The 20,214-nt window shown below is 41.8% G+C and carries 13 protein-coding genes; 11 read left to right on the top strand and 2 right to left on the bottom strand.

The features are described from left to right. Positions 1 to 9: 9 nt before the first annotated feature. On the top strand, positions 10 to 585 hold the full coding sequence (locus tag AC1D69_RS14405; protein WP_495456850.1) for a TetR/AcrR family transcriptional regulator: 576 nt from the start codon (positions 10 to 12) through the stop codon (positions 583 to 585). Continuing rightward, positions 572 to 4,930 carry an acyl-CoA dehydratase activase-related protein gene (locus AC1D69_RS14400; RefSeq protein ID WP_495456849.1) on the top strand — a complete coding sequence of 1,453 codons (4,359 nt, stop codon included), beginning with the start codon at positions 572 to 574 and terminating at the stop codon, positions 4,928 to 4,930. Before AC1D69_RS14405 ends, AC1D69_RS14400 begins: the two co-directional genes overlap by 14 nt. 45 nt (positions 4,931 to 4,975) lie before the next feature. Here the strand turns inward: AC1D69_RS14400 and AC1D69_RS14395 are convergent, their stop codons facing one another. Continuing rightward, positions 4,976 to 6,073 (bottom strand): glycosyltransferase family 4 protein, encoded by a 1,098-nt coding sequence (locus AC1D69_RS14395; protein ID WP_495456848.1) that lies wholly within the window; start codon positions 6,071 to 6,073, stop codon positions 4,976 to 4,978. 228 nt (positions 6,074 to 6,301) lie between these two features. Between AC1D69_RS14395 and AC1D69_RS14390 the strand changes: the two genes are divergently transcribed. The 9 genes from AC1D69_RS14390 to cydC all read left to right on the top strand — a co-directional run bounded on the left by AC1D69_RS14390 (position 6,302) and on the right by cydC (position 18,569). Then, positions 6,302 to 7,084, top strand: coding sequence for a YheC/YheD family protein (locus AC1D69_RS14390; protein WP_495456847.1), 783 nt, complete (start codon positions 6,302 to 6,304; stop codon positions 7,082 to 7,084). A gap of 125 nt (positions 7,085 to 7,209) precedes the next feature. Continuing rightward, positions 7,210 to 8,838: a glycoside hydrolase family 9 protein gene (locus AC1D69_RS14385; protein ID WP_495456846.1), complete on the top strand. Its 1,629-nt coding sequence runs from the start codon at positions 7,210 to 7,212 to the stop codon at positions 8,836 to 8,838. Positions 8,839 to 9,037: 199 nt separating this feature from the next. Next, on the top strand, positions 9,038 to 9,826 hold the full coding sequence (locus AC1D69_RS14380) for an ABC transporter ATP-binding protein (protein ID WP_495456845.1): 789 nt from the start codon (positions 9,038 to 9,040) through the stop codon (positions 9,824 to 9,826). A 3-nt stretch (positions 9,827 to 9,829) separates the two neighbouring features. Beyond that, entirely contained in the window at positions 9,830 to 11,479 is a 1,650-nt protein-coding gene (locus tag AC1D69_RS14375; protein ID WP_495456844.1) for a hypothetical protein, read from the top strand. A 113-nt stretch (positions 11,480 to 11,592) separates the two neighbouring features. Further along, complete coding sequence (locus tag AC1D69_RS14370) at positions 11,593 to 12,078, top strand: hypothetical protein (protein WP_495456843.1); 486 nt, start codon at positions 11,593 to 11,595, stop codon at positions 12,076 to 12,078. A 567-nt stretch (positions 12,079 to 12,645) separates the two neighbouring features. Further along, on the top strand, positions 12,646 to 14,046 hold the full coding sequence (locus tag AC1D69_RS14365) for a cytochrome ubiquinol oxidase subunit I (RefSeq protein WP_495456842.1): 1,401 nt from the start codon (positions 12,646 to 12,648) through the stop codon (positions 14,044 to 14,046). Then, a complete protein-coding gene (cydB, locus tag AC1D69_RS14360; RefSeq protein WP_495456901.1) occupies positions 14,033 to 15,049 on the top strand; it encodes a cytochrome d ubiquinol oxidase subunit II in 1,017 nt (338 codons plus the stop codon). Before AC1D69_RS14365 ends, cydB begins: the two co-directional genes overlap by 14 nt. After that, positions 15,049 to 16,779, top strand: coding sequence for a thiol reductant ABC exporter subunit CydD (cydD, locus tag AC1D69_RS14355; protein ID WP_495456841.1), 1,731 nt, complete (start codon positions 15,049 to 15,051; stop codon positions 16,777 to 16,779). The genes cydB and cydD overlap by 1 nt, the downstream gene beginning before the upstream one ends. Further along, positions 16,776 to 18,569: a thiol reductant ABC exporter subunit CydC gene (gene cydC / locus AC1D69_RS14350; protein WP_495456840.1), complete on the top strand. Its 1,794-nt coding sequence runs from the start codon at positions 16,776 to 16,778 to the stop codon at positions 18,567 to 18,569. Before cydD ends, cydC begins: the two co-directional genes overlap by 4 nt. Positions 18,570 to 18,676: 107 nt before the next feature. Here the strand turns inward: cydC and fumC are convergent, their stop codons facing one another. Next, positions 18,677 to 20,068, bottom strand: coding sequence for a class II fumarate hydratase (fumC, locus tag AC1D69_RS14345; RefSeq protein WP_495456839.1), 1,392 nt, complete (start codon positions 20,066 to 20,068; stop codon positions 18,677 to 18,679). Positions 20,069 to 20,214 lie beyond the last annotated feature (146 nt).

Genomic DNA, 20,214 nt, shown 5'->3' with positions numbered 1-20,214 from the left:
TGAAGGTCCGTGAGAATCACTTCAAGATTGTCCAAACGTCAGGACATTTTACATTCAGCATCTTACCTTATTTGTAGCAAGGGTGTCTCTAACGTGACTTTGGATGCGATCGCCAAAGAGACGGGGATAAGTAAAGGTGGATTGTTATATCACTTTCCAAGTAAGGACGCACTGTTTGAAGCGATGGTTACGGATATTATGGATCGTGTAACCGAGGGAATGATGAAACGGGTGTCCGATGATCCTAACCCTCGGGGTAAATGGTGTCGCGCTTATATAGAAGAGGTATTTGCACAATTTGATGAACTTGACCAGACGAATGCAGGGTTGTTGGCCGCTATTTCGACGCATCCTGAAATGCTAAGACCCTTTCATGAACATTACGAATTGTGGAAGGACAACATGGAGCATGATGGTATTCACCCTAAATCGGCGATGATGATTCGGCTTACGATCGACGGTCTGAAATTTAATGCTTTATTTGGCATGCCATCTCTTCAAGAGAGTGATAAGAACACATTATTGGAATCGTTACTTTTTTTAACAAGTGGGGATGGGGAGGCATATAAGGATGAAGAGCGATAGGATGTATCTTGGTATTGATATTGGTTCAACGACGATTAAGATGGCTATCATTAACGAGAATACGGAATTGATCTATAGTAACTATAGAAGACATAATTCGGACATTAGGAATACATTCATTACATTAATACACGAGGCACACCTACATATAGGAGATACAGATATTGCTGTTGCCATTACAGGTTCAGGTGGATTATCGATCTCGGAATGGATTCAGGTTACTTTTATTCAAGAGGTCATTGCAGGTATGAATGCGACTCAGCATTTGATGCCGCAAACGGATGTTATTATCGAGCTTGGTGGAGAGGATTCGAAGATCACCTACTTTCGAGGTGGTACAGAACAACGCATGAACGGTTCTTGCGCTGGGGGGACGGGTGCATTTATCGATCAGATGGCTGTCTTGTTACGAACAGATGCGCAAGGTCTAAATGAGTTGGCCAAGAATTATAAGCGTATTTATCCTATTGCAGCAAGATGTGGTGTATTCGCTAAGACAGACGTTCAACCGTTAATTAATGAGGGAGTAGCTAAAGAAGATATTGCAGTGTCTATTTTTCAGGCCGTGGTTACACAGACGATAAGTGGTCTAGCTTGTGGGAAGCCGATCAAAGGCAATGTAGCCTTTATAGGAGGGCCATTGACTTATCTTTCAGAGCTTCGTAAACGGTTTGTTGCGACGCTTCATTTGCGTGAGAATAAAGTTATTTTTCCGGAAAATTCTCATCTTATGGTTGCAATCGGTGCAGCCCTTGAGGCGCGGAAGGAAGCGGTCATTCAATTCTCAACGTTCATGAATGCAGTAGATGGACTAACCACCTTTGCGGATGAGAATGTGGAGCGACTTGTCCCTTTATTCAAGGATGAACAGGAGATTGAGCAATTTCGGGCTCAACATCAACAACATACTGTACCTACACAGGAGATTGAGGGTTATATAGGGCGCTGTTATCTAGGAATTGATGCAGGTTCCACAACAACCAAGGCTGTGTTGATTGATGAAGAAGGAGCCATGTTATATTCCTGGTATGGCAGTAATGAAGGGAATCCAGTGAAGACGGCACTTCAGATTGTAACGGACATCTATACTCAATTATCTGATGGTGCAGTCATTGCTAATACGACGGTTACGGGGTACGGAGAGCATTTAATTAAAGCAGCACTTCATATCGATGAAGGTGAGATTGAGACCATGGCTCACTTCAAGGCGGCACAGTTCTTTTATCCCGATGTCGACTTTATATTGGATATCGGTGGTCAGGACATGAAGTGCATGCGAATTCATAATGGTGTCATTGACAGTATCATTCTGAATGAAGCTTGTTCGGCAGGGTGTGGCTCTTTCTTAGAGACATATGCTCAGACCCTCGGCATGGATATCCAAGAGTTTGCACGTGTTGCCTTATTGTCTCAACAACCGGTTGAGCTAGGTTCGCGTTGTACCGTGTTCATGAATTCACGGGTGAAACAGGCTCAGAAGGAAGGTGCGACGGTAGCTGATCTGTCAGCAGGCCTATCGTACTCTGTGATAAAGAATGCACTCTATAAAGTGATAAAGATTCGTACACCAGAGCAGCTAGGACAGCGTATCGTGGTACAGGGCGGCACGTTCTATAACGATGCTGTATTGCGAGCATTTGAAATGATCATCGGTCGTGAGGTTGTCCGACCTACTATCGCCGGCTTGATGGGGGCATTTGGTGCTGCATTAATCGCGAAGGAACGAGAACAGATAGGGCAGAGCACCCTGTTATCCGAAGAGGCAATGAGAGGTTTCGAGATGAAGACACAGCTTACACGATGTAATCGTTGTAGCAATAGTTGTCAAATGACGATTAACAAATTCTCAAGTGGATCAACCTTCTTCTCAGGTAATCGTTGTAGTCGTGGGGAAGGTAAGAAATTAACTAATCAACATCTTCCGAATCTTTATGATTATAAATATAAGCGCATTTTTGATTATGAACCATTGCCTCCAGAGAATGCTGAGCGGGGAGTTGTAGGGCTCGCTCGAGTGTTAAATATGTATGAGAATTATCCGTTCTGGTTCACCTTCTTCACCCATTTAAAATTTAGAGTTGAGCTTTCTAGCCATTCATCGAAGGCCACATATGAGCTTGGGATAGAATCTATTCCATCCGAATCAGCTTGTTATCCTGCGAAGCTAGCCCATGGGCATGTCATGGATCTGGTGAATCGCGGGGTGAAGTTTATTTTCTATCCAGCTATTCCGAATGAGAAAGATAAGCTTGAAGAGGCGGATCACGATTATAACTGTCCGATTGTGACATCGTATTCGGAAGTTATTAAGATCAATATGGAGGTTCTGGAGGAACAGCATGTGACCTTTATGAATCCCTTCTTACCTTACAAAGACAAGAGAAAACTTATTCAGCGATTAACGGAGGAATTGAAATGCTTCCAAATTTCGCGAAAAGAAATCGCCGAAGCCGTTCAACTTGCCTGGCTAGAGGATGAGCTAGTAAAGCAAGATATTCGCACAAAAGGGGAGGAAGTTCTTGCCTGTCTTGAGGAAACTGGAGAAAAAGCCATCGTTCTAGGGGGAAGACCTTATCATATCGACCCTGAAATTCATCATGGCATCCCTGAGATGATTACGCAGATTGGCATGGCCGTACTGAGTGAAGATTCCATAGCTCATTTGCGTGATCCTAACATGAAGCTAAGAGTGATGAACCAATGGGTGTATCATTCTCGTCTCTATGCGGCTGCGGATGTCGCCGGGCATTCAAGCCAGTTGGAATATGTTCAATTGAATTCATTTGGTTGTGGGTTAGATGCGGTTACAGCAGATCAGATTGAGGAAATACTGGCGAGCCGTAGTAAGATTTATACCTGTCTCAAAATAGATGAAGGGAATAACCTCGGGGCAGCGAGGATACGCCTACGCTCCTTAAAGGCTGCCATGAAGGAACGAAGTCAACAGCCTTGCGGCTCCAGATGCGAGGAAGTAGCATATGCTACAGAAGAACAGGCATCACAGGATCGGGTGATGTTTACGAAGGAAATGAAGGATACGCATACGATTCTAGCTCCACAGATGGCTCCTATACATTTTCAATTTGTGCAGGAAGCCTTTCGTGCTGAGGGATATCGATTTGAAGTTCTACCTTACGTCAATGCAGAGACGATTGAGGAAGGGTTACGCTACGTTAATAATGACGCCTGTTATCCAACGATTATTGTTGTGGGTCAGATGATTCATGCCCTGAAATCGGGTCAATATGACTTGTATCGAACCGCACTCTTGATCACACAGACGGGCGGAGGATGTCGAGCGACGAACTATATTAGCTTTTTAAGGAAAGCTTTGAAGGATGCGGGTATGGCTCACATTCCTGTCATCTCGTTAAATGTAGGTAGCGGACTTGAGGAGAATCCAGGATTCAAGGTGACACGAGGGTTAATGAATAAAGGACTGCTCGGGATCGTGTATGGTGATTTGCTCATGCGATTATTGTATCGAGTAAGGCCCTATGAGAAGGCAAGAGGAGCTACGAATGCTCTATATGAGAAGTGGGTAGAACGTTGCAAGATGTCAGTTCGGGATGGGAACCATACAACGTTCCGTCGGAACATTAAGCAAATCGTAGCTGATTTTGATGATCTGGATATTGAGCTTGTTCGGAAACCTAAGGTGGGAGTGGTTGGAGAGATTCTTGTGAAATACCACCCACAGGCGAATAATAACATCGTCCAGTTATTGGAGAAGGAAGGGGTGGAGGTTGCTGTTCCCGATCTGCTGGACTTCTTTCTCTACTGTGCCTATGGAAGTGATACAGCATATAAGCTCCTTGAAGGAAGCTTGAAAGGTTATCTCGTTGGTAATGCGGCAATTGCGGGTATTGAGTATTACCGACGAGTGATGAAATCAGTGCTTGGTAAATATGCTAAGTTCTCTAAGCCACATTCTATTTATGAATTGGCTGAAAGGGCAGAGAAGATTATCTCACCTGGTAATCATACGGGAGAGGGTTGGTTTCTCACAGCTGAAATGATGGATTTAATCGAATCGGGTACTGATAATATTGTATGTATACAGCCGTTTGCTTGTTTGCCTAATCATGTGACGGGCAAAGGTGTTGCTAAAGGGCTGAAGTCTGAATATCCACAGGCTAATATAACGTATATTGATTATGATCCGGGTGTGAGTGAAGTGAATCAGATTAATCGAATAAAGCTTATGTTGGCTATAGCATTTAAGAATTTAGAAATGAAGCAGAACCAAGTTACGATCACGCAACAACCTCCAGCTGTCTCCACAGAGGATGGACCTTCTTTTGTAGGAGATGAGGGTAGTCCTAACGTATTCACATCACTCTAGCGTTTCATAAAGAACGGCGCCTCTTCGTGGGGGTGTCGTTCTTTGTTATAGTTCAAGTCTGTATAGATTCGTAAGCTTACTTGCAGTCTGATCCCATGTGAACTGTTCAAGGACATCATTACGACCATTCGCACCCATACGATCTCGAAGACTGATACTATTAGCCAATCTAAGTATATAATCAGCGAATCCTTGTGGTTTACGGTATTGATTCACAAGGTAACCGTTGTGTCCATGAATGACGATTTCTTGAATGCCACCATTTCGAGAAGCGATGACAGGTACCCCTGAAGCCATAGCTTCTATATTGACAAGACCGAAGGCCTCATGGGTCTGAGATGGACATACGAAGCAATCAGCTAGACGGTATATTTTATGAATCTTGGCATGAGCAAATTCCCCTAGATAAGTAATAGGCACGCCTAAAGTTCGAGCCTGGCTCTTAAGGCGTCTCATGTAGGAAGGCCGAACTCTGCCTACGATAACGATTTGCACAGGTGTATATTTTCGCACGAGGTGTGCGGCTTGAAGCAGTATAGAAACACCCTTTTGTGGAATGATTCTACCTACAAAAAGAATAGTAAAAGCATTGCCGATACCATAACGTTTCCTGCTAGTTCTCTTCTCTATTTCTGTAGCTGAACGGAAACGGGAAATATCTACACCTAACTCTACCGTATGGATGTTCTTTGCCGATTGTGGAAATTGCGAAGCTAGTTTCTGTTGTAACGAATGGCTATTAGCGATGATGAGATCTGCTTTTTTTAAGTATCGTGAAATGACTGGTTGTGGAGGAACAAATGTTAAAGAATGAAGAAATAAGGAGATTGGTATTTCTGGGAATGTCTGCTTAATGAGAGCCATATATTGCGGGCGATTATCGACTTGAATGAAGTCATAGATTGTTCCCTGTCTAATGTAACGGATCACAGCGGAGATATAGGTTGAAGTATTCTTTGAGGGTACTCTGACAATAGTAATATTCCCCATCTGAGTCTGATGCGGCAAAGAAGGGGTGCGTCTACTGATAATGGTGACTTGATGATTAGTGGCGAGTTGCCTAGCTATTGCGAGAATACATATTTCTACAGAACCACTTCCTGGAACGGGTATCCGTTCTGGGGCAACGATAAGAATGCGCATAGCTTCTCTCCTATCCGTCAGGAACAACTTAGTTATTTCTCTAGGATATGCTACCTCTGTAGAAAAAGTATGGTCTTATGGTCGGTACCTTAATATCTTCTATTTCCACAAAGATCATATATATGAACTATACAAGGAAGCAGATGGATGAATAGAATGTATTGATTTTGGGATTAAGGATGCCATGACCAATGCAGTTCATTTCATTCATAGGGAGAGAGGTTAGGTATGAAGGGTAAGCGGATGAGCACGATAACAAGTAAATGGCTTAAGACCAACGCATTACTGAGTCACGGCGAAATTAGCAAGTATATTCCCGAGACACAGAGATTGACGATGGATAACCTATCAGCCATGTTAGCAAGGTATGGGATGGTATATATTAAGCCTGAACGTGGTACGTACGGTAATGGAGTTATACGTGCAGAGATATTGCCACAAGGAATGTACAAGTATCAATATCAGATTGAAATGAGTAAGAGAACCTTTAAAGACTATTATTCCTTTTATCAATCGTTAAAAAAGGTTACGAAGAAACGAAGTTATCTGGTACAGATGGGCATTCATTTACTGAAATATCAAAAGCGTAGATTTGACATTAGGGTCATGGTTCAACTGAATCCTAAGGGGGTCTGGGAAACAACCGGAATCATTGGTAGAGTTGCCCACCCGGGGAAAATAGTAACGAATTATCATAGTGGGGGTAAATTGGTATCCATCGAGAGATTGTTATCTTCTCATCTGTCATTAAGTGGACAACAAGCCCTCATAGATAAAATGAGTAGATTAGGTGTTACGATCGCTAAGCAATTAAAGAAGAAGTATCCTAATTATCGGCAAGTTGGTGTAGATGTAGGACTTGATCAATCGATGAGTCCGTGGATTATCGAGGTGAATTCTAACCCGGATCCTTATATCTTTAACAAGTTGGCTGATAAATCAGTGTATCGCAAAGTCATGCGGTATAGAAAATTAAGTTCACCCGTTCGTCTTGTGAAAAGGAAAAAATAAGATGTCCCTTTGAAATACCTGATGGAATCTCATCAGGTATTTTTGAGGATCTAATATACAATTACTGCATTGTAAGATATATTATACGTGTATTTTGGATTTGGAGTGAGAGGGAGGAAACAAAGATGAGTGAAAGTGGAATCCGTAGCATTACGATAAATCAGATTGGATATCCAATCCATAGCAAGAAGATAGCCATATTTAAGGGACGAGGTGGAGAGTTTCGAGTCGTGAACAATACAACCAAAGAGGTTGTGTTTCATGGACATACAGGAGAACCACGTAAGGATGATGCAAGTGGGGTTACCGTTCATATAGGAGATTTCTCACTTATACAGGAGCCAGGACAATATCATATTGAGCAGGATGGTCGAGGTTCGTCAGGTTCCTTCATGATTGTAGATCGACCTTATCAGCAGCTTCACAAGGGACTCTTGAAAGCATTCTATTATTTCCGCTGTGGTGTAGAGTTAGAAGAGGAATTCGCAGAGCGTTGGAATCATAAAGCATGTCATTTAACAAGGGGAATAGTCTATGGGGAACCTAACACCTTGCTAGATGGTTGTGGCGGTTGGCATGATGCAGGGGATTATGGTAAATATTCAGGTCCGGGTGCAAAAGCAGTTGCTGACTTATTACTTGCCTATGAGTTGTATCCTGAGTCATTCAGTGAACCTGTTCCATTACCAGAGAGTGACACTCACACGCCGGATGTATTGCATGAGTGTCGCGTTGAACTGGAATGGTTAATGAAAATGCAAGAGACGCAAACCGGTGGCGTGTTCCACAAGCTGACCACATTGAACTTTCCTGCCTTAGATGTGATGCCAGAAGACGACGATTCTGATTTATATTTCTCACCAATCTCTGCTACCGCAACGGGGTGTTTCGCAGGTGTGATGGCGATGGCAGCACGTATTTATATGCCATTCGATTCTGATTTTGCCGAAAGCTGTTTGAAAGCAGCCATAGTGGCTTGGAATTGGTTAGAGGCAAATCCTACAGTACCTGGATTTAAGAATCCGTCGGATATTACGACGGGAGAGTATGGTGATGAGCAGGATTTGGATGAGCGCTATTGGGCGGCTGCTGAACTATTCCGTTCAACAGGAGATGAGTCTTACCACCGTGCCTTTCAAGCGCTCTCGAAGGAAACATTCTCAAAGATTCAATTAGGCTGGGCAGATATGGGCGGCTATGGAACCATTTCTTATTTACTACATGGTGTAGAACAAGTGAATGAGAGCTTGTACACCGAATTAAAGGAAGAGTGGCTGAAGGAAGCCAATCGACTAGTACAACAGGGGAATCAAGATGGATATCTTATTTCGCTTCGATCCGAAGATTACATATGGGGTAGCAATATGTTGGTTCTGAACAATGCGATGGTGTTGCTTATTGCTTATGGCCTACACGAAGACCCGGCCTATGAGGTGTGTGCATTGAATCATCTTCATTACTTAATGGGACGTAATGTGCTAGATATAAGTTATGTTACCGGATTTGGAGATCATCCTGTGATGAATCCGCATCATCGTCCATCCGTAGGTGACGATGCGTTGGCTCCCGTACCAGGTATGGTTGCCGGCGGTCCCGATCAAGGGCTTCATGATGATTATGTAAGGGAACATTTGCAAGGTAAACCTGCAGCTCAATGTTTCGCTGACCATGAAGATAGTTATTCTACCAATGAAGTAACGATCTACTGGAATTCACCTGCCGTATTCTTGGTGTCACACTTTAATCGTCAGTAGGTGTAATACTCAGATCCATCGCTGAAAGAATATCATAAATAAAAGGTGCTCTTACGAGTACCTTTTAATTTAAGTATAAGAGCCATATTGTTTTAAATTAATATTAATTAATCTGGATTTAAAAAGGATATTTATAACATGTATAGAAATTATATACTTACAATTGCAATTATCGTGTGAAGGAGAGGAGTGAATAGCATTGGAGTTTACGGAAGAACCCATCATATCTATTCGTGATTTAGTCTTGAGTTACGGAGATAAGCCCATTCTACGGTGGATTAATCTAGATGTATTTAAGGGACAGATCATCGGATATATTGGACCCAATGGAGCGGGAAAGAGCACTACGGTGAAGATTCTACTTGGTCTCATCGAAGGATACAAGGGTGAGGTGAAGATTCTAGGTAGGGATATCTCGGATGGAAACGTTGAATACAAGCGAAAGATTGGGTATGTACCGGAGGTAGTGGATATCTACGATAGCCTTACAGCACAAGAATATTTAACGTTTATTGGGCAACTTTACGGAATCGACTATAAGAGGGTAGACCACAAAGCACAACAGTTGATGAATACTTTTGAATTAAAACACATGTATCAATCGCGCATTTCCTCCTTCTCAAAGGGAATGAAGCAGAAAGTGTTGTTAATCTCAAGTCTTATACATAATCCTGAGATTCTATTCTTAGATGAACCACTCAGCGGGCTAGATGCCAATAGCGTCATGGTTGTGAAAGAATTACTAGCTTGTTTAGCTGCACAAGGAAAGACGATTTTCTATTCCTCTCACATCATGGATGTGGTAGAGAAGATTAGCAATCGAATTATTTTATTAGATGATGGAAAGATCGTAGCAGATGGTACCTTTCACGAACTTCAGCAACAATCTAAGGAAGGGTCTCTAGAGCAAGTATTCAACCAACTCACCGGATCTCATGACCATAAAATGATAGCAGAACGAATCGTCTCTATTGTGCATGAGGTGTAAATTATGAATGAGTTCAGAGCCTTAAGGATATTGGATCGTTTTCAGATTCTATTTGAGAAGTTAGGAATTAACTATGTGATCATGAGAAGGATTCTCCAAACCAAATTAACGTTGGATGGCAGAAGAGTGCCTACAGTTATTGGGAATTCGTCTCACCAGAAGCCGGAGAATGAAGACCAGAATAAGTTTCTGCGATCAATGTGGATATATCTGTTGTTAGGTACATTAGCCTTAGCACCTGTCGTTATGATGAGTGATAACTTCATATTTACAATGAGTACGGTATTTGGAATTGTGATCTTTATGGTGTTGACCTCTTTAATTTCCGACTTCTCATCGGTTCTCCTAGACATTCGAGATAAGACGATTCTGGATTCAAAACCTGTAGATGCAAGAACAATTCAAGCTGCCAAAATCATACACATCAGTATTTACCTTTTCTTTATAACGGCATCACTTTCTATTGCTCCGCTTATTGGAGGAACGATCCGTCACGGCATTGTTTTCTTATTGCTCTTTCTCTTTGAGCTCGTGCTTATAGATATCTTTATTGTGGTCTTAACAGCCCTGTTATACCTCGTTGTCCTTCAGTTTTTTGATGGAGAGAAGCTAAAGGATATGATTAATTATGTGCAGATTGGCTTAACGTTGATTATGACGGTCGGGTACCAATTCGTATCAAGATTATTTAGTATTGTAGACTTCAATTATGTATTTGATGGAAAGTGGTGGCAGTATTTTATTGTTCCGGTATGGTTCGCTGCTCCATTTGAATTTTTTATTCATGGGAATAAGACGAATGTCTTTATTATTTTCTCTCTTATGGCTGTACTAGTACCTTTAGTATCTATATTTATCTATGTCAAGTGCATGCCCTTATTTGAGAGGAATTTACTGAAACTATCAAATAATAGTGTGACGAGAAAGGAGGAATTTCGTACTAAAGGAACAGGAATATCGAGATTCCTATGTTCCACTCAGGAAGAAAGGGTATTCTTCCGTTTTACCTCAGATATGATACATAATGACCGAAATTTCAAGCTGAAGGTGTATCCATCTTTAGGTTTTTCACTTGTATTTCCATTTATATTTTTATTTAACTTTTTACAGACTCAAGAATGGGGCGAGGTATCGTCAAGTAAAAGTTATTTACTCATCTATGCTGCAGCCTTATTTGTTCCATCTGTGATTATGATGTTGAAATTCTCCGATAGTTACAAAGGGGCATGGATCTACAAGGTTATGCCGGTTCAAGATGTAACACCTATTCTAAAAGGTAGTCTTAAAGCGCTACTAGTTAGATTATTTCTACCCATTTTCCTATTAGTAAGCATTGTCTTTACCATTGTATTTGGATGGAGGATTATTCCTGATATTATCGTGTTTCTATTAAGCGTATGTGTATATACCGTTATTTCATTTTGTATGTTAAGAAAGGCAATACCTTTCTCAGAACCCTATCTAGTCTCTGGAAAAGGCGAAGGGATGCTATTATTTGTTCTCATGGCTATCATGGCTGCATTCGCAGGCATTCACTTCCTAAGTACTTTTGTCAGTTATGGGGTATACATGTATATGGTCATTCTTATTATTGTGAATATTGTTAGTTGGAGACAGGCCTTTCGGACCTCATGGGGTAATATGGCTTCATAAGTCGTTGGTGAATGCTTACCTAGGATAGGAAGCGTTCCCTGATTCATCCTTTTGATTATCTCTTGAAGAAGTAGTACATTAATAAAGATATCATTAAGGAGGTTTACGAATTAATGTATTATGAAGACAACGAGAATTTATCCATCATGACATATACCTTGAATAGCGGTATTAAGGGAACAGTACCTTTATCTAATAAGCAAATTCAAGAATGGTTAGAGAGCTATAAATCGAACTTGAAGTTTATTACTACAATCGGAAAAGAGTTCTTTGGATTGAATCCAGAATTAGTGGCTGATTTCAAGGTACAGAATCGTTTCTCAAGCTATGTGGATATCATTAAACCTATTTCAGCCGGAATAGAGCAAGAGAAAACAGACCAACTTTCTCAGGCTTATGAAGAAAACCTTGTATTCTTTAAGGTTGACTGCAAATGTGGTACAACCTATACGACTTTCTCGCAATACTACACAACCAAATGGTTCTGTTCAAAGTGCAAAGAAATCGTATTTATGGATAAGAAAAAAGGGAAGGTTCCTACCGATAAAGGTGATGCTTGGTATATGACGAACAAGTACTTTGTGGAACGAGATTCTTAGAATAATGTCTGCATAAAGGAACAGCCCATCGATTATTCGATGGGCTGTTCCTTTATGCATATCAGCACTTTCGGAGATTCTGTAGATTAACCATCATGATATTAATATCTGTTGCTAACTTGCCTACTTGTCTTTACTTTTGAACTCTAAAGGCTTCTGAGTTAGATCACCTTCAGCTATACGATGAACGCTGGTAGATAAGAGGGTATCGACGTTGATTACACTAGAATCATTGTCTTTATATAGGTCCATATCCGGTTGATTGAAATACTTTAGTATTATTCGTTAGTATGTAACTTTAAATCTATGTTTTAGATCACAGCAGCGTTATTGGTTTTGTGATAGATAAATTTAAATAAATTGGATTTTTTTCAATAAAAATTCGTTCTAATTTTAAATATTGTGTGACAAACTTCACAATGTTGGGTGATTTTAGCGAAAAGTGTGATAAATATCACACATTGTTTAGCCGAGTCTCTGACAGAATGTGAAATATAAGATATTTATTATCCTTGTTCTGAAAGAATAAGGAATTGGAAACTTAAACAAGGAAGAGGGATTGAATTGATGGATCCGGTTATGCTCTCACGCATCCAATTTGCGTCAACAACTTTGTTTCACTTTATTTTTGTTCCATTATCTATTGGTTTAGCATTGCTGATTGCAATTATGGAAACAATGTATGTTATCAAGGGTAAAGAAGAATACAAAAAGATGGCTAAATTCTGGGGTAAGCTATTCCTCATTAACTTTGCCGTTGGTGTTGTAACAGGGATTTTACAAGAATTCCAGTTCGGTATGAACTGGTCAGATTATTCGAGATTTGTAGGGGACGTATTCGGAGCTCCGCTAGCTGTTGAAGCTTTACTTGCATTTTTCTTGGAGTCTACATTCCTTGGATTATGGATTTTCGGATGGGATCGTCTATCTAAGAAGCTCCATGCTATGTGTATCTGGTTAGTAGCTTTTGGTACAGTATTATCTGCTTTCTGGATTCTAGTTGCGAATTCTTTTATGCAAAGACCTGTAGGGTTTGAGATAAATAATGGTCGAGCCGAGATGAATGATTTCTTAGCTTTGATCACCAATGGACAGGTGCTTCTTGAGTTCCCGCATACCATATTAGCTGCATTTATGACGGGTGCATTCTTGGTTACTGGGGTCAGCGCATTTAAACTCTTGAAGGGCAAAGACGTTCAGTTTTTCAAGAAATCCTTCATTATTGCTATCATTATAGGGCTTGTATCTTCGATTGGTGTCGCACTCGTTGGACATAGTCAAGCACAATATCTAGTTGATACTCAACCGATGAAGATGGCAGCCTCAGAAGGACTATGGGATACAAGTCCCGATCCAGCGCCATGGACTGTTATAGCGAGCATAGATCCTGAGAAAAAAGAGAACGGGTTCACCTTTAAGATTCCGTACCTACTCAGTTTCTTGTCTTATAGCCAGTTCTCTGGTGAAGTCGTTGGGATGAATCAGTTGCAAGCAGAGTATGAACAGAAATATGGTCCTGGTGATTATATTCCTCCTGTACGTACGACGTTCTGGAGTTTCCGCATCATGGTAGCAGCTGGATCAGCGCTTATTCTTCTTAGTATGTATGGTGTGTATCTCGTTGCCCGTAAGAAATTGGAACAGAGTAACAAATGGTTTATGCGTATGATGATCTGGGCGATCTCATTGCCATTTATCGCGAACTGGGCAGGTTGGATTATGACTGAGATTGGGCGCCAACCATGGACCGTCTTTGGTTTAATGAAGACAGAAGATAGTATCTCGCCTAACGTATCAGCGGGTTCCATGTTATTCTCGTTAATTACCTTCTCACTTGCTTATACTGTGTTAGCATTTGTATTAGTTTACTTATTTGTTCGTGTGATCAAGAAGGGGCCAAATGATTTGGATTCCCATGATGAAGAGTCTCACGACCCATTTGATAAGGAGGGTAATCATGTCTCTTAATGAGTTGTGGTTCTTATTGATTGCTGTACTATTTGTAGGGTTTTTCTTCTTAGAAGGCTTTGACTTCGGAGTAGGTATGTCTACATCGATTCTAGCCAAGAACGATACAGAGCGCCGTGTGTTAATAAATTCGATTGGTCCCTTCTGGGATGCAAATGAAGTGTGGCTAATTACAGCTGGTGGTGCCATGTTCGCTGCTTTCCCGCATTGGTATGCCACATTATTTAGTGGGTTCTATATTCCACTGGTGTTTGTTCTATTGGCTCTGATTGGACGTGGTGTTGCTTTTGAATTCAGAGGTAAAGTAGCGTCTCAGGTATGGAAGAAAACGTGGGATGTCGTTATTTTCTTAGGCAGCTTACTTCCACCACTTCTGTTCGGTGTTGTATTTGCTTGTCTGATCCAAGGGGTTCCAATTGGTGAAGATATGAATATGAATGCAGGATTCTTTGATGTAGTGAATGTGTACACCTTACTTGGAGGTATTACGGTAGTTGTTCTGTGCTTAGTACATGGTCTGATGTTTACTACCCTAAGAGTATTGGGGGATTTACAGGACAGAGCGCGTACAATGGCTAAGAAACTTCTGATTCCTCTGGCTATTCTGTTGGTTGGTTTTGCTGTGATGACGTACTTTAACACAGATGTATTCGAAGTTCGGGGTACGATTCTAAGCATAGTTGCTGTTGTAGGAGTCATTGTGTACTTCCTAGCTGCGTATTTCATTTCACGAAAAAAAGATGCTTGGGCTTTCGGGATGACAGGAGCAGTTATTGCTGTGTCCGTCGCTTCAATCTTTATCGGGTTGTTCCCAAGAGTCATGATTAGCTCCGTTAGTGATGCCTTTAGCTTGACGATCACGAATGCTGCATCAGGTCACTATTCATTAAAGGTCATGTCCATCGTCGCACTTACGTTGCTTCCTTTTGTACTAGGATACCAAGTATGGAGTTACTTCGTATTCCATAAACGCGTGAACGCGAAAGATCATTTGGAATACTAATGGGCCGCGATCTTTTAGGATTCAAAGGAATTAAACCCGTCCTTGCGGCGGTGGCACTGCTGACCTTAGTGCAAAGTGTATCCATTCTATGGATGGCTAGATCGTTATCGGAAGTTGTCTCCGCCCTCTTCGCAGGAGGGGCTTTGCAAGAACAGAAAGAAAATATATTTCAATTTCTAGCCGCTTTCCTGGTTAGACATCTTACGAATTTCCTTCAACAAAAAATAACGTACCGCTATGCTGAGCATACCGGTGCGTTATTGCGTAAACAGTTGATGGATAAATTGTTCCAACTTGGACCTCGGTTCGCGAAGACGGAAGGAACAGGGAAACTAGTAACAATCGTTCTAGACGGTGTATCGAAATTCAAGGTGTATTTAGAATTAATCATTCCGCGTATGGTGGCAACTGTCATTATACCTGCTGTTCTTTTCATTTATGTATGTACACAGGATGTTCAATCCGCGATTATTTTGTTAGTTACGATGCCAATTCTCATTGCCTTTATGATCCTAATTGGTATGTATTCTGGGAAGAAAATAGATAGCCAAATGGTATCTTACCGCAATTTAGCGAATCACTTCGTAGACTCCTTACGTGGACTTGAGACATTGAAGTATTTAGGACGAAGCAAGTCGCATAGTCAGACGATTGGAAAAGTTAGTGATAAGTATAGAAAGGCAACGATGCGTACTTTACGGGTTGCTTTCCTGTCTTCATTCGCTCTAGATTTCTTTACGATGTTGTCTGTAGCAACTGTAGCGGTGGGTCTGGGGCTTCGTCTAGTGAATGGTGATATGATGCTTGTTACGGCATTGACGATCCTTATACTAGCTCCTGAGTACTTCTTACCTGTTCGTATGGTGGGTGCCGATTATCACGCAACCTTGAATGGGAAAGAGGCAGGAGAATCGATCCAAGCTATCATAGACATGCCAATCCCCAAGGTGGATGTCACTTTACCTGAAGGATTCTCATATTCTTGGAATTCGAATAGTGAACTAACGTTATCTCATGTAAATGTGCGTCATGAAGAAGAAGGCCCACATTCTTTAGAAGATGTGACCGTGCATATTCAAGGTAAACGTAAGATTGGGATTATTGGTGAAAGTGGAGCAGGTAAATCCACCTTGATTGATGTTCTAAGTGGCTTCTTACGACCTTCTTCAGGTGATATCTCGCTGAATGGGCAACGGCTGCCTGCTTTAACAGATGAAGCATGGCAGAATCAGATGACATATATTCCTCAGAGTCCGTATCTCTTCAGTAGCAGTCTTGCTGACAATGTAAAGTTCTACACGCCGAGCGCAAGCCAGGAAGAAGTTGAGCAAGCAGTTAAGAGTGCTGGATTATCCGATCTTGTGAATAGTTTACCTAATGGATATGACGAGATCATTGGTGGTGGAGGTCGTACACTCAGTGGTGGACAAGCGCAAAGAGTGGCTCTTGCAAGAGCATTCCTTAGTGATCGCCCCGTTATACTATTAGATGAACCAACAGCGCATTTGGATATTGAGACGGAGTATGAGTTAAAGGAGACGATGCGCTCTCTATTTGAAGGGAAGTTAGTGTTTCTAGCGACACACCGACTACACTGGATGCCAGATATGGATCAGATCATTGTCATGGATCAAGGGAAGATTGCAGAGATTGGTACCCATGAGGAGTTACTCGCCTGCAAAGGTGTGTATTATGAATTAATTAGATCACAACTGGAGGGTGTGCTATGAGACGGGAACAATGGCTGCGGCCTTATATCACTTCATACTTTTGGCGCTTCGTAGTGATTGTTGCGCTTGGTGCCCTGACGGTATTTACGGCAAGTAGTCTTATGTTCTCATCAGGTTATCTGATCTCTAAGTCTGCTCTTCGGCCAGAGAATATCCTGATGGTGTATGTGCAGATTGTTATCGTAAGAACGTTTGGAACCAGTAGATCTGTTGTTCATTACGTCGAACGTCTTGTCGGGCATGATACGATTCTGCGGATTCTATCGAAGATGCGTGTTCAGATGTATCGTATTCTAGAACCTCAAGCGTTATTTATTTCATCTCGGTTCCGTACAGGAGATATCCTTGGTATTCTGGCAGAAGATATTGAGAAGCTGCAGGATGTGTATTTACGTACGATTTTCCCAAGCTTAGTAGCCTTGTTGTTATATGCCATATCCATAACGGCATTAGGACAGTTTGATGTACAATTTGCACTGTTCATGGCCTTGTATCTTCTTATCCTTATCTTCGTATTGCCGTGGATCTCTTTGTGGCTTACGAAGACGAAGAATAAGCAGTCTCAACAGAAACGTGGTCGGTTGTATCAGACGCTAACAGATGCTGTGTTGGGTATGAGTGATTGGGTGATCAGTGGTAGACCAGCACAGTTTGTTGAGCTCTATGAAAGTGATGAACAAGAAGTCACAGCGATTGATCGTAAATTAAGTACTTGGGCGAGATGGAGACAACTCATTGGTCAAGCGACTGTGGGGGTAGCAGTAGTCATTATGTTGTACTGGGCAGGTCAGCAGTATGCTGATGGGGCGATTGCTTCGACGATGATTGCTGCGTTTGTACTCGTTGTTTTTCCACTGATGGATGCCTTCCTACCTATTTCTGAAGCTGTGGAGAAGATACCGCGTTATCAGGGTTCTTTTGCTAGACTACGTGAAATTGAAGATGTAGGTATACAGGTAAAAGGAACAGTTCAAAAGGATGGTTCTCTAACGGGTGAATCCTCTAAGATGGAGACCGTTAGTGATGAACTTGTAGATAAGGCTAGACGTGATGCACATATCAAGATTGATCATGCCTCGTATCGCTATGATGCTGAGGGTACATGGTCCTTCCAAGACATTACGTTAGATATTCCCCAAGGGAAGAAAGTTGCTATCATGGGACGAAGTGGCGCAGGGAAATCAACGTTGTTGAAATTAATCCAAGGTGCGGTTGCACCTGAACAGGGTAGTGCCACTATAAAAGGTACAGATGCCAGTCAATTTGGAGAACATATTCCTAATCTCATTTCCGTATTGAACCAAAGTCCGCATCTATTCGATACATCCGTTACGAATAATATACGGCTAGGGAAATTGGACGCTTCCGATGATGAGATTAGTGAAGTCGCTCGAAAAGTCAGAATGGATCGTCTGATCGAATCGCTTCCTAAAGGATATAAGACTGCCATGCATGAGACAGGACAACGTTTCTCTGGTGGTGAACGGCAACGGATTGCCTTAGCGCGTGTTCTGTTGCAAGATACACCCGTCGTCATTCTGGATGAACCAACCGTGGGACTTGACCCTCGGACAGAGAATGAACTGCTCTCGACGATCTTTGAGACGCTTGAAGGTAAATCGCTCATATGGGTGACCCATCATCTCGTTGGTGCGGAGCATATGGATGAGATTATTTTTATGGAAAATGGAAAAATTGAAATGAGAGGTTCCCATGCGGAGCTCATGAAGAACTATCCACGTTACCGTAATCTGTATCATCTCGATCGACCGGAGGCTTTTTTCACCTAAGGGCGCTGAATGATGTTATATGAATATGGCACAAAAAAGAAGACCATCCAGCATTCCTGCCGGGTGGTCTTCTTCTTAAATCTAGGTTTAGAATCCGTTTACGTGGATTAGTCTTCTTTCGGATGGATCATGTGTTCTGGACGAACAATCTCATCGAACTGTTCTTCCGTTAAAAGATTACTGCGTAAGGCTGCCTCTTTGAGAGTCAAACCTTCTTTATGGGCTAGCTTAGCTACAGCAGCTGCATTCTCGTATCCAATATGAGGATTGAGAGCTGTAACTAGCATCAAGGATTGTTCTAGATTACGTTGAATAACGGCATGATTAGGCTCGATTCCTACAGCGCAATTATCGTTAAAGGAGCGCATAGCATCTGCCAATAGTCCTGCTGATTGAAGGAAATTATAGATGATAACAGGCTTGAACACATTTAGTTCAAAGTTCCCTTGGCTGGCAGCAAAACCGATAGCAGCATCGTTACCCATGACTTGGCATACGACCATCGTTAACGCTTCACTTTGCGTTGGGTTTACTTTACCTGGCATGATGGAGCTTCCAGGTTCATTTGCTGGAATTATCAATTCACCAATACCGCATCTTGGACCACTAGCTAACCATCTCACATCATTTGCAATCTTCATAAGATCAGTGGCAAGCGCTTTCAGTGCGCCGTGAACATAGACGAGTTCATCATGGCTCGTGAGAGAATGGAATTTGTTCAATGCTGAAGTGAAGGTTTTGCCCGTTAGGGTACTGATCTCCTCAGCCACCATGTCTCCAAATTTCGGATGGGCATTAATACCGGTTCCGACTGCGGTACCCCCAATGGCGAGTTCACGAACATACTCGACACTATGTTGGATCATCGATTCTGTTTTCTCAAGCATGCGATACCAACCACTAACCTCTTGACCTAAGGTCATAGGAGTAGCATCTTGCAAATGTGTTCTTCCAATCTTGATAATGTCTTGGAATTGTTCCACTTTGAGACGGAATGTTTCCTTGAGTTGTGCAAGAGAAGGTAGTAACTGATCTTCGATGGCTATGAGTGCAGCCATATGCATTGCGGTTGGAAATGTATCATTCGAACTTTGTGATTTGTTCACATCATCATTTGGATGAATGCGAACGGAACTATTTTGCTGAGTCAAAAGTTGATTCGCACGGTTTGCAATAACTTCGTTAACGTTCATGTTGGACTGCGTACCACTGCCTGTTTGCCAGACGGCGAGCGGAAAGTGTTCATCGAGCTTACCTTCGATAATTTCGTCAGCAGCTGCAACGATAGCCTCCACTTTGACTGAGTCCATCTTACCAAGTTTGCCATTGGCTAGTGCTGCGCTTTTCTTTAGAATAGCAAATACCCGGATTAGATCCAGAGGCATTTTCTCAGTACCAATCTGAAAGTTCTCAAAGCTACGCTGGGTCTGAGCCGCCCATAGCTTGTCCGCAGGCACTTGAATTTCCCCAATTGTATCCTTCTCGATTCTGTACTCCATCTGCGCGTCGTCCTCCTCCATAATAATCATCCTACACTAGGAAATATATCATAATTTGGGGATAAACTGAAAAATGGTTTTTTAATCGGATGAAGGTACGCAAGAATGGACATCATATCAAAAATGTGAAATCTAAGTTAATATGA

The sequence above is a fragment of the Paenibacillus sp. Y301 genome, assembly GCF_059445505.1.
This window is presented reverse-complemented; position numbering and strand designations above follow the sequence as displayed.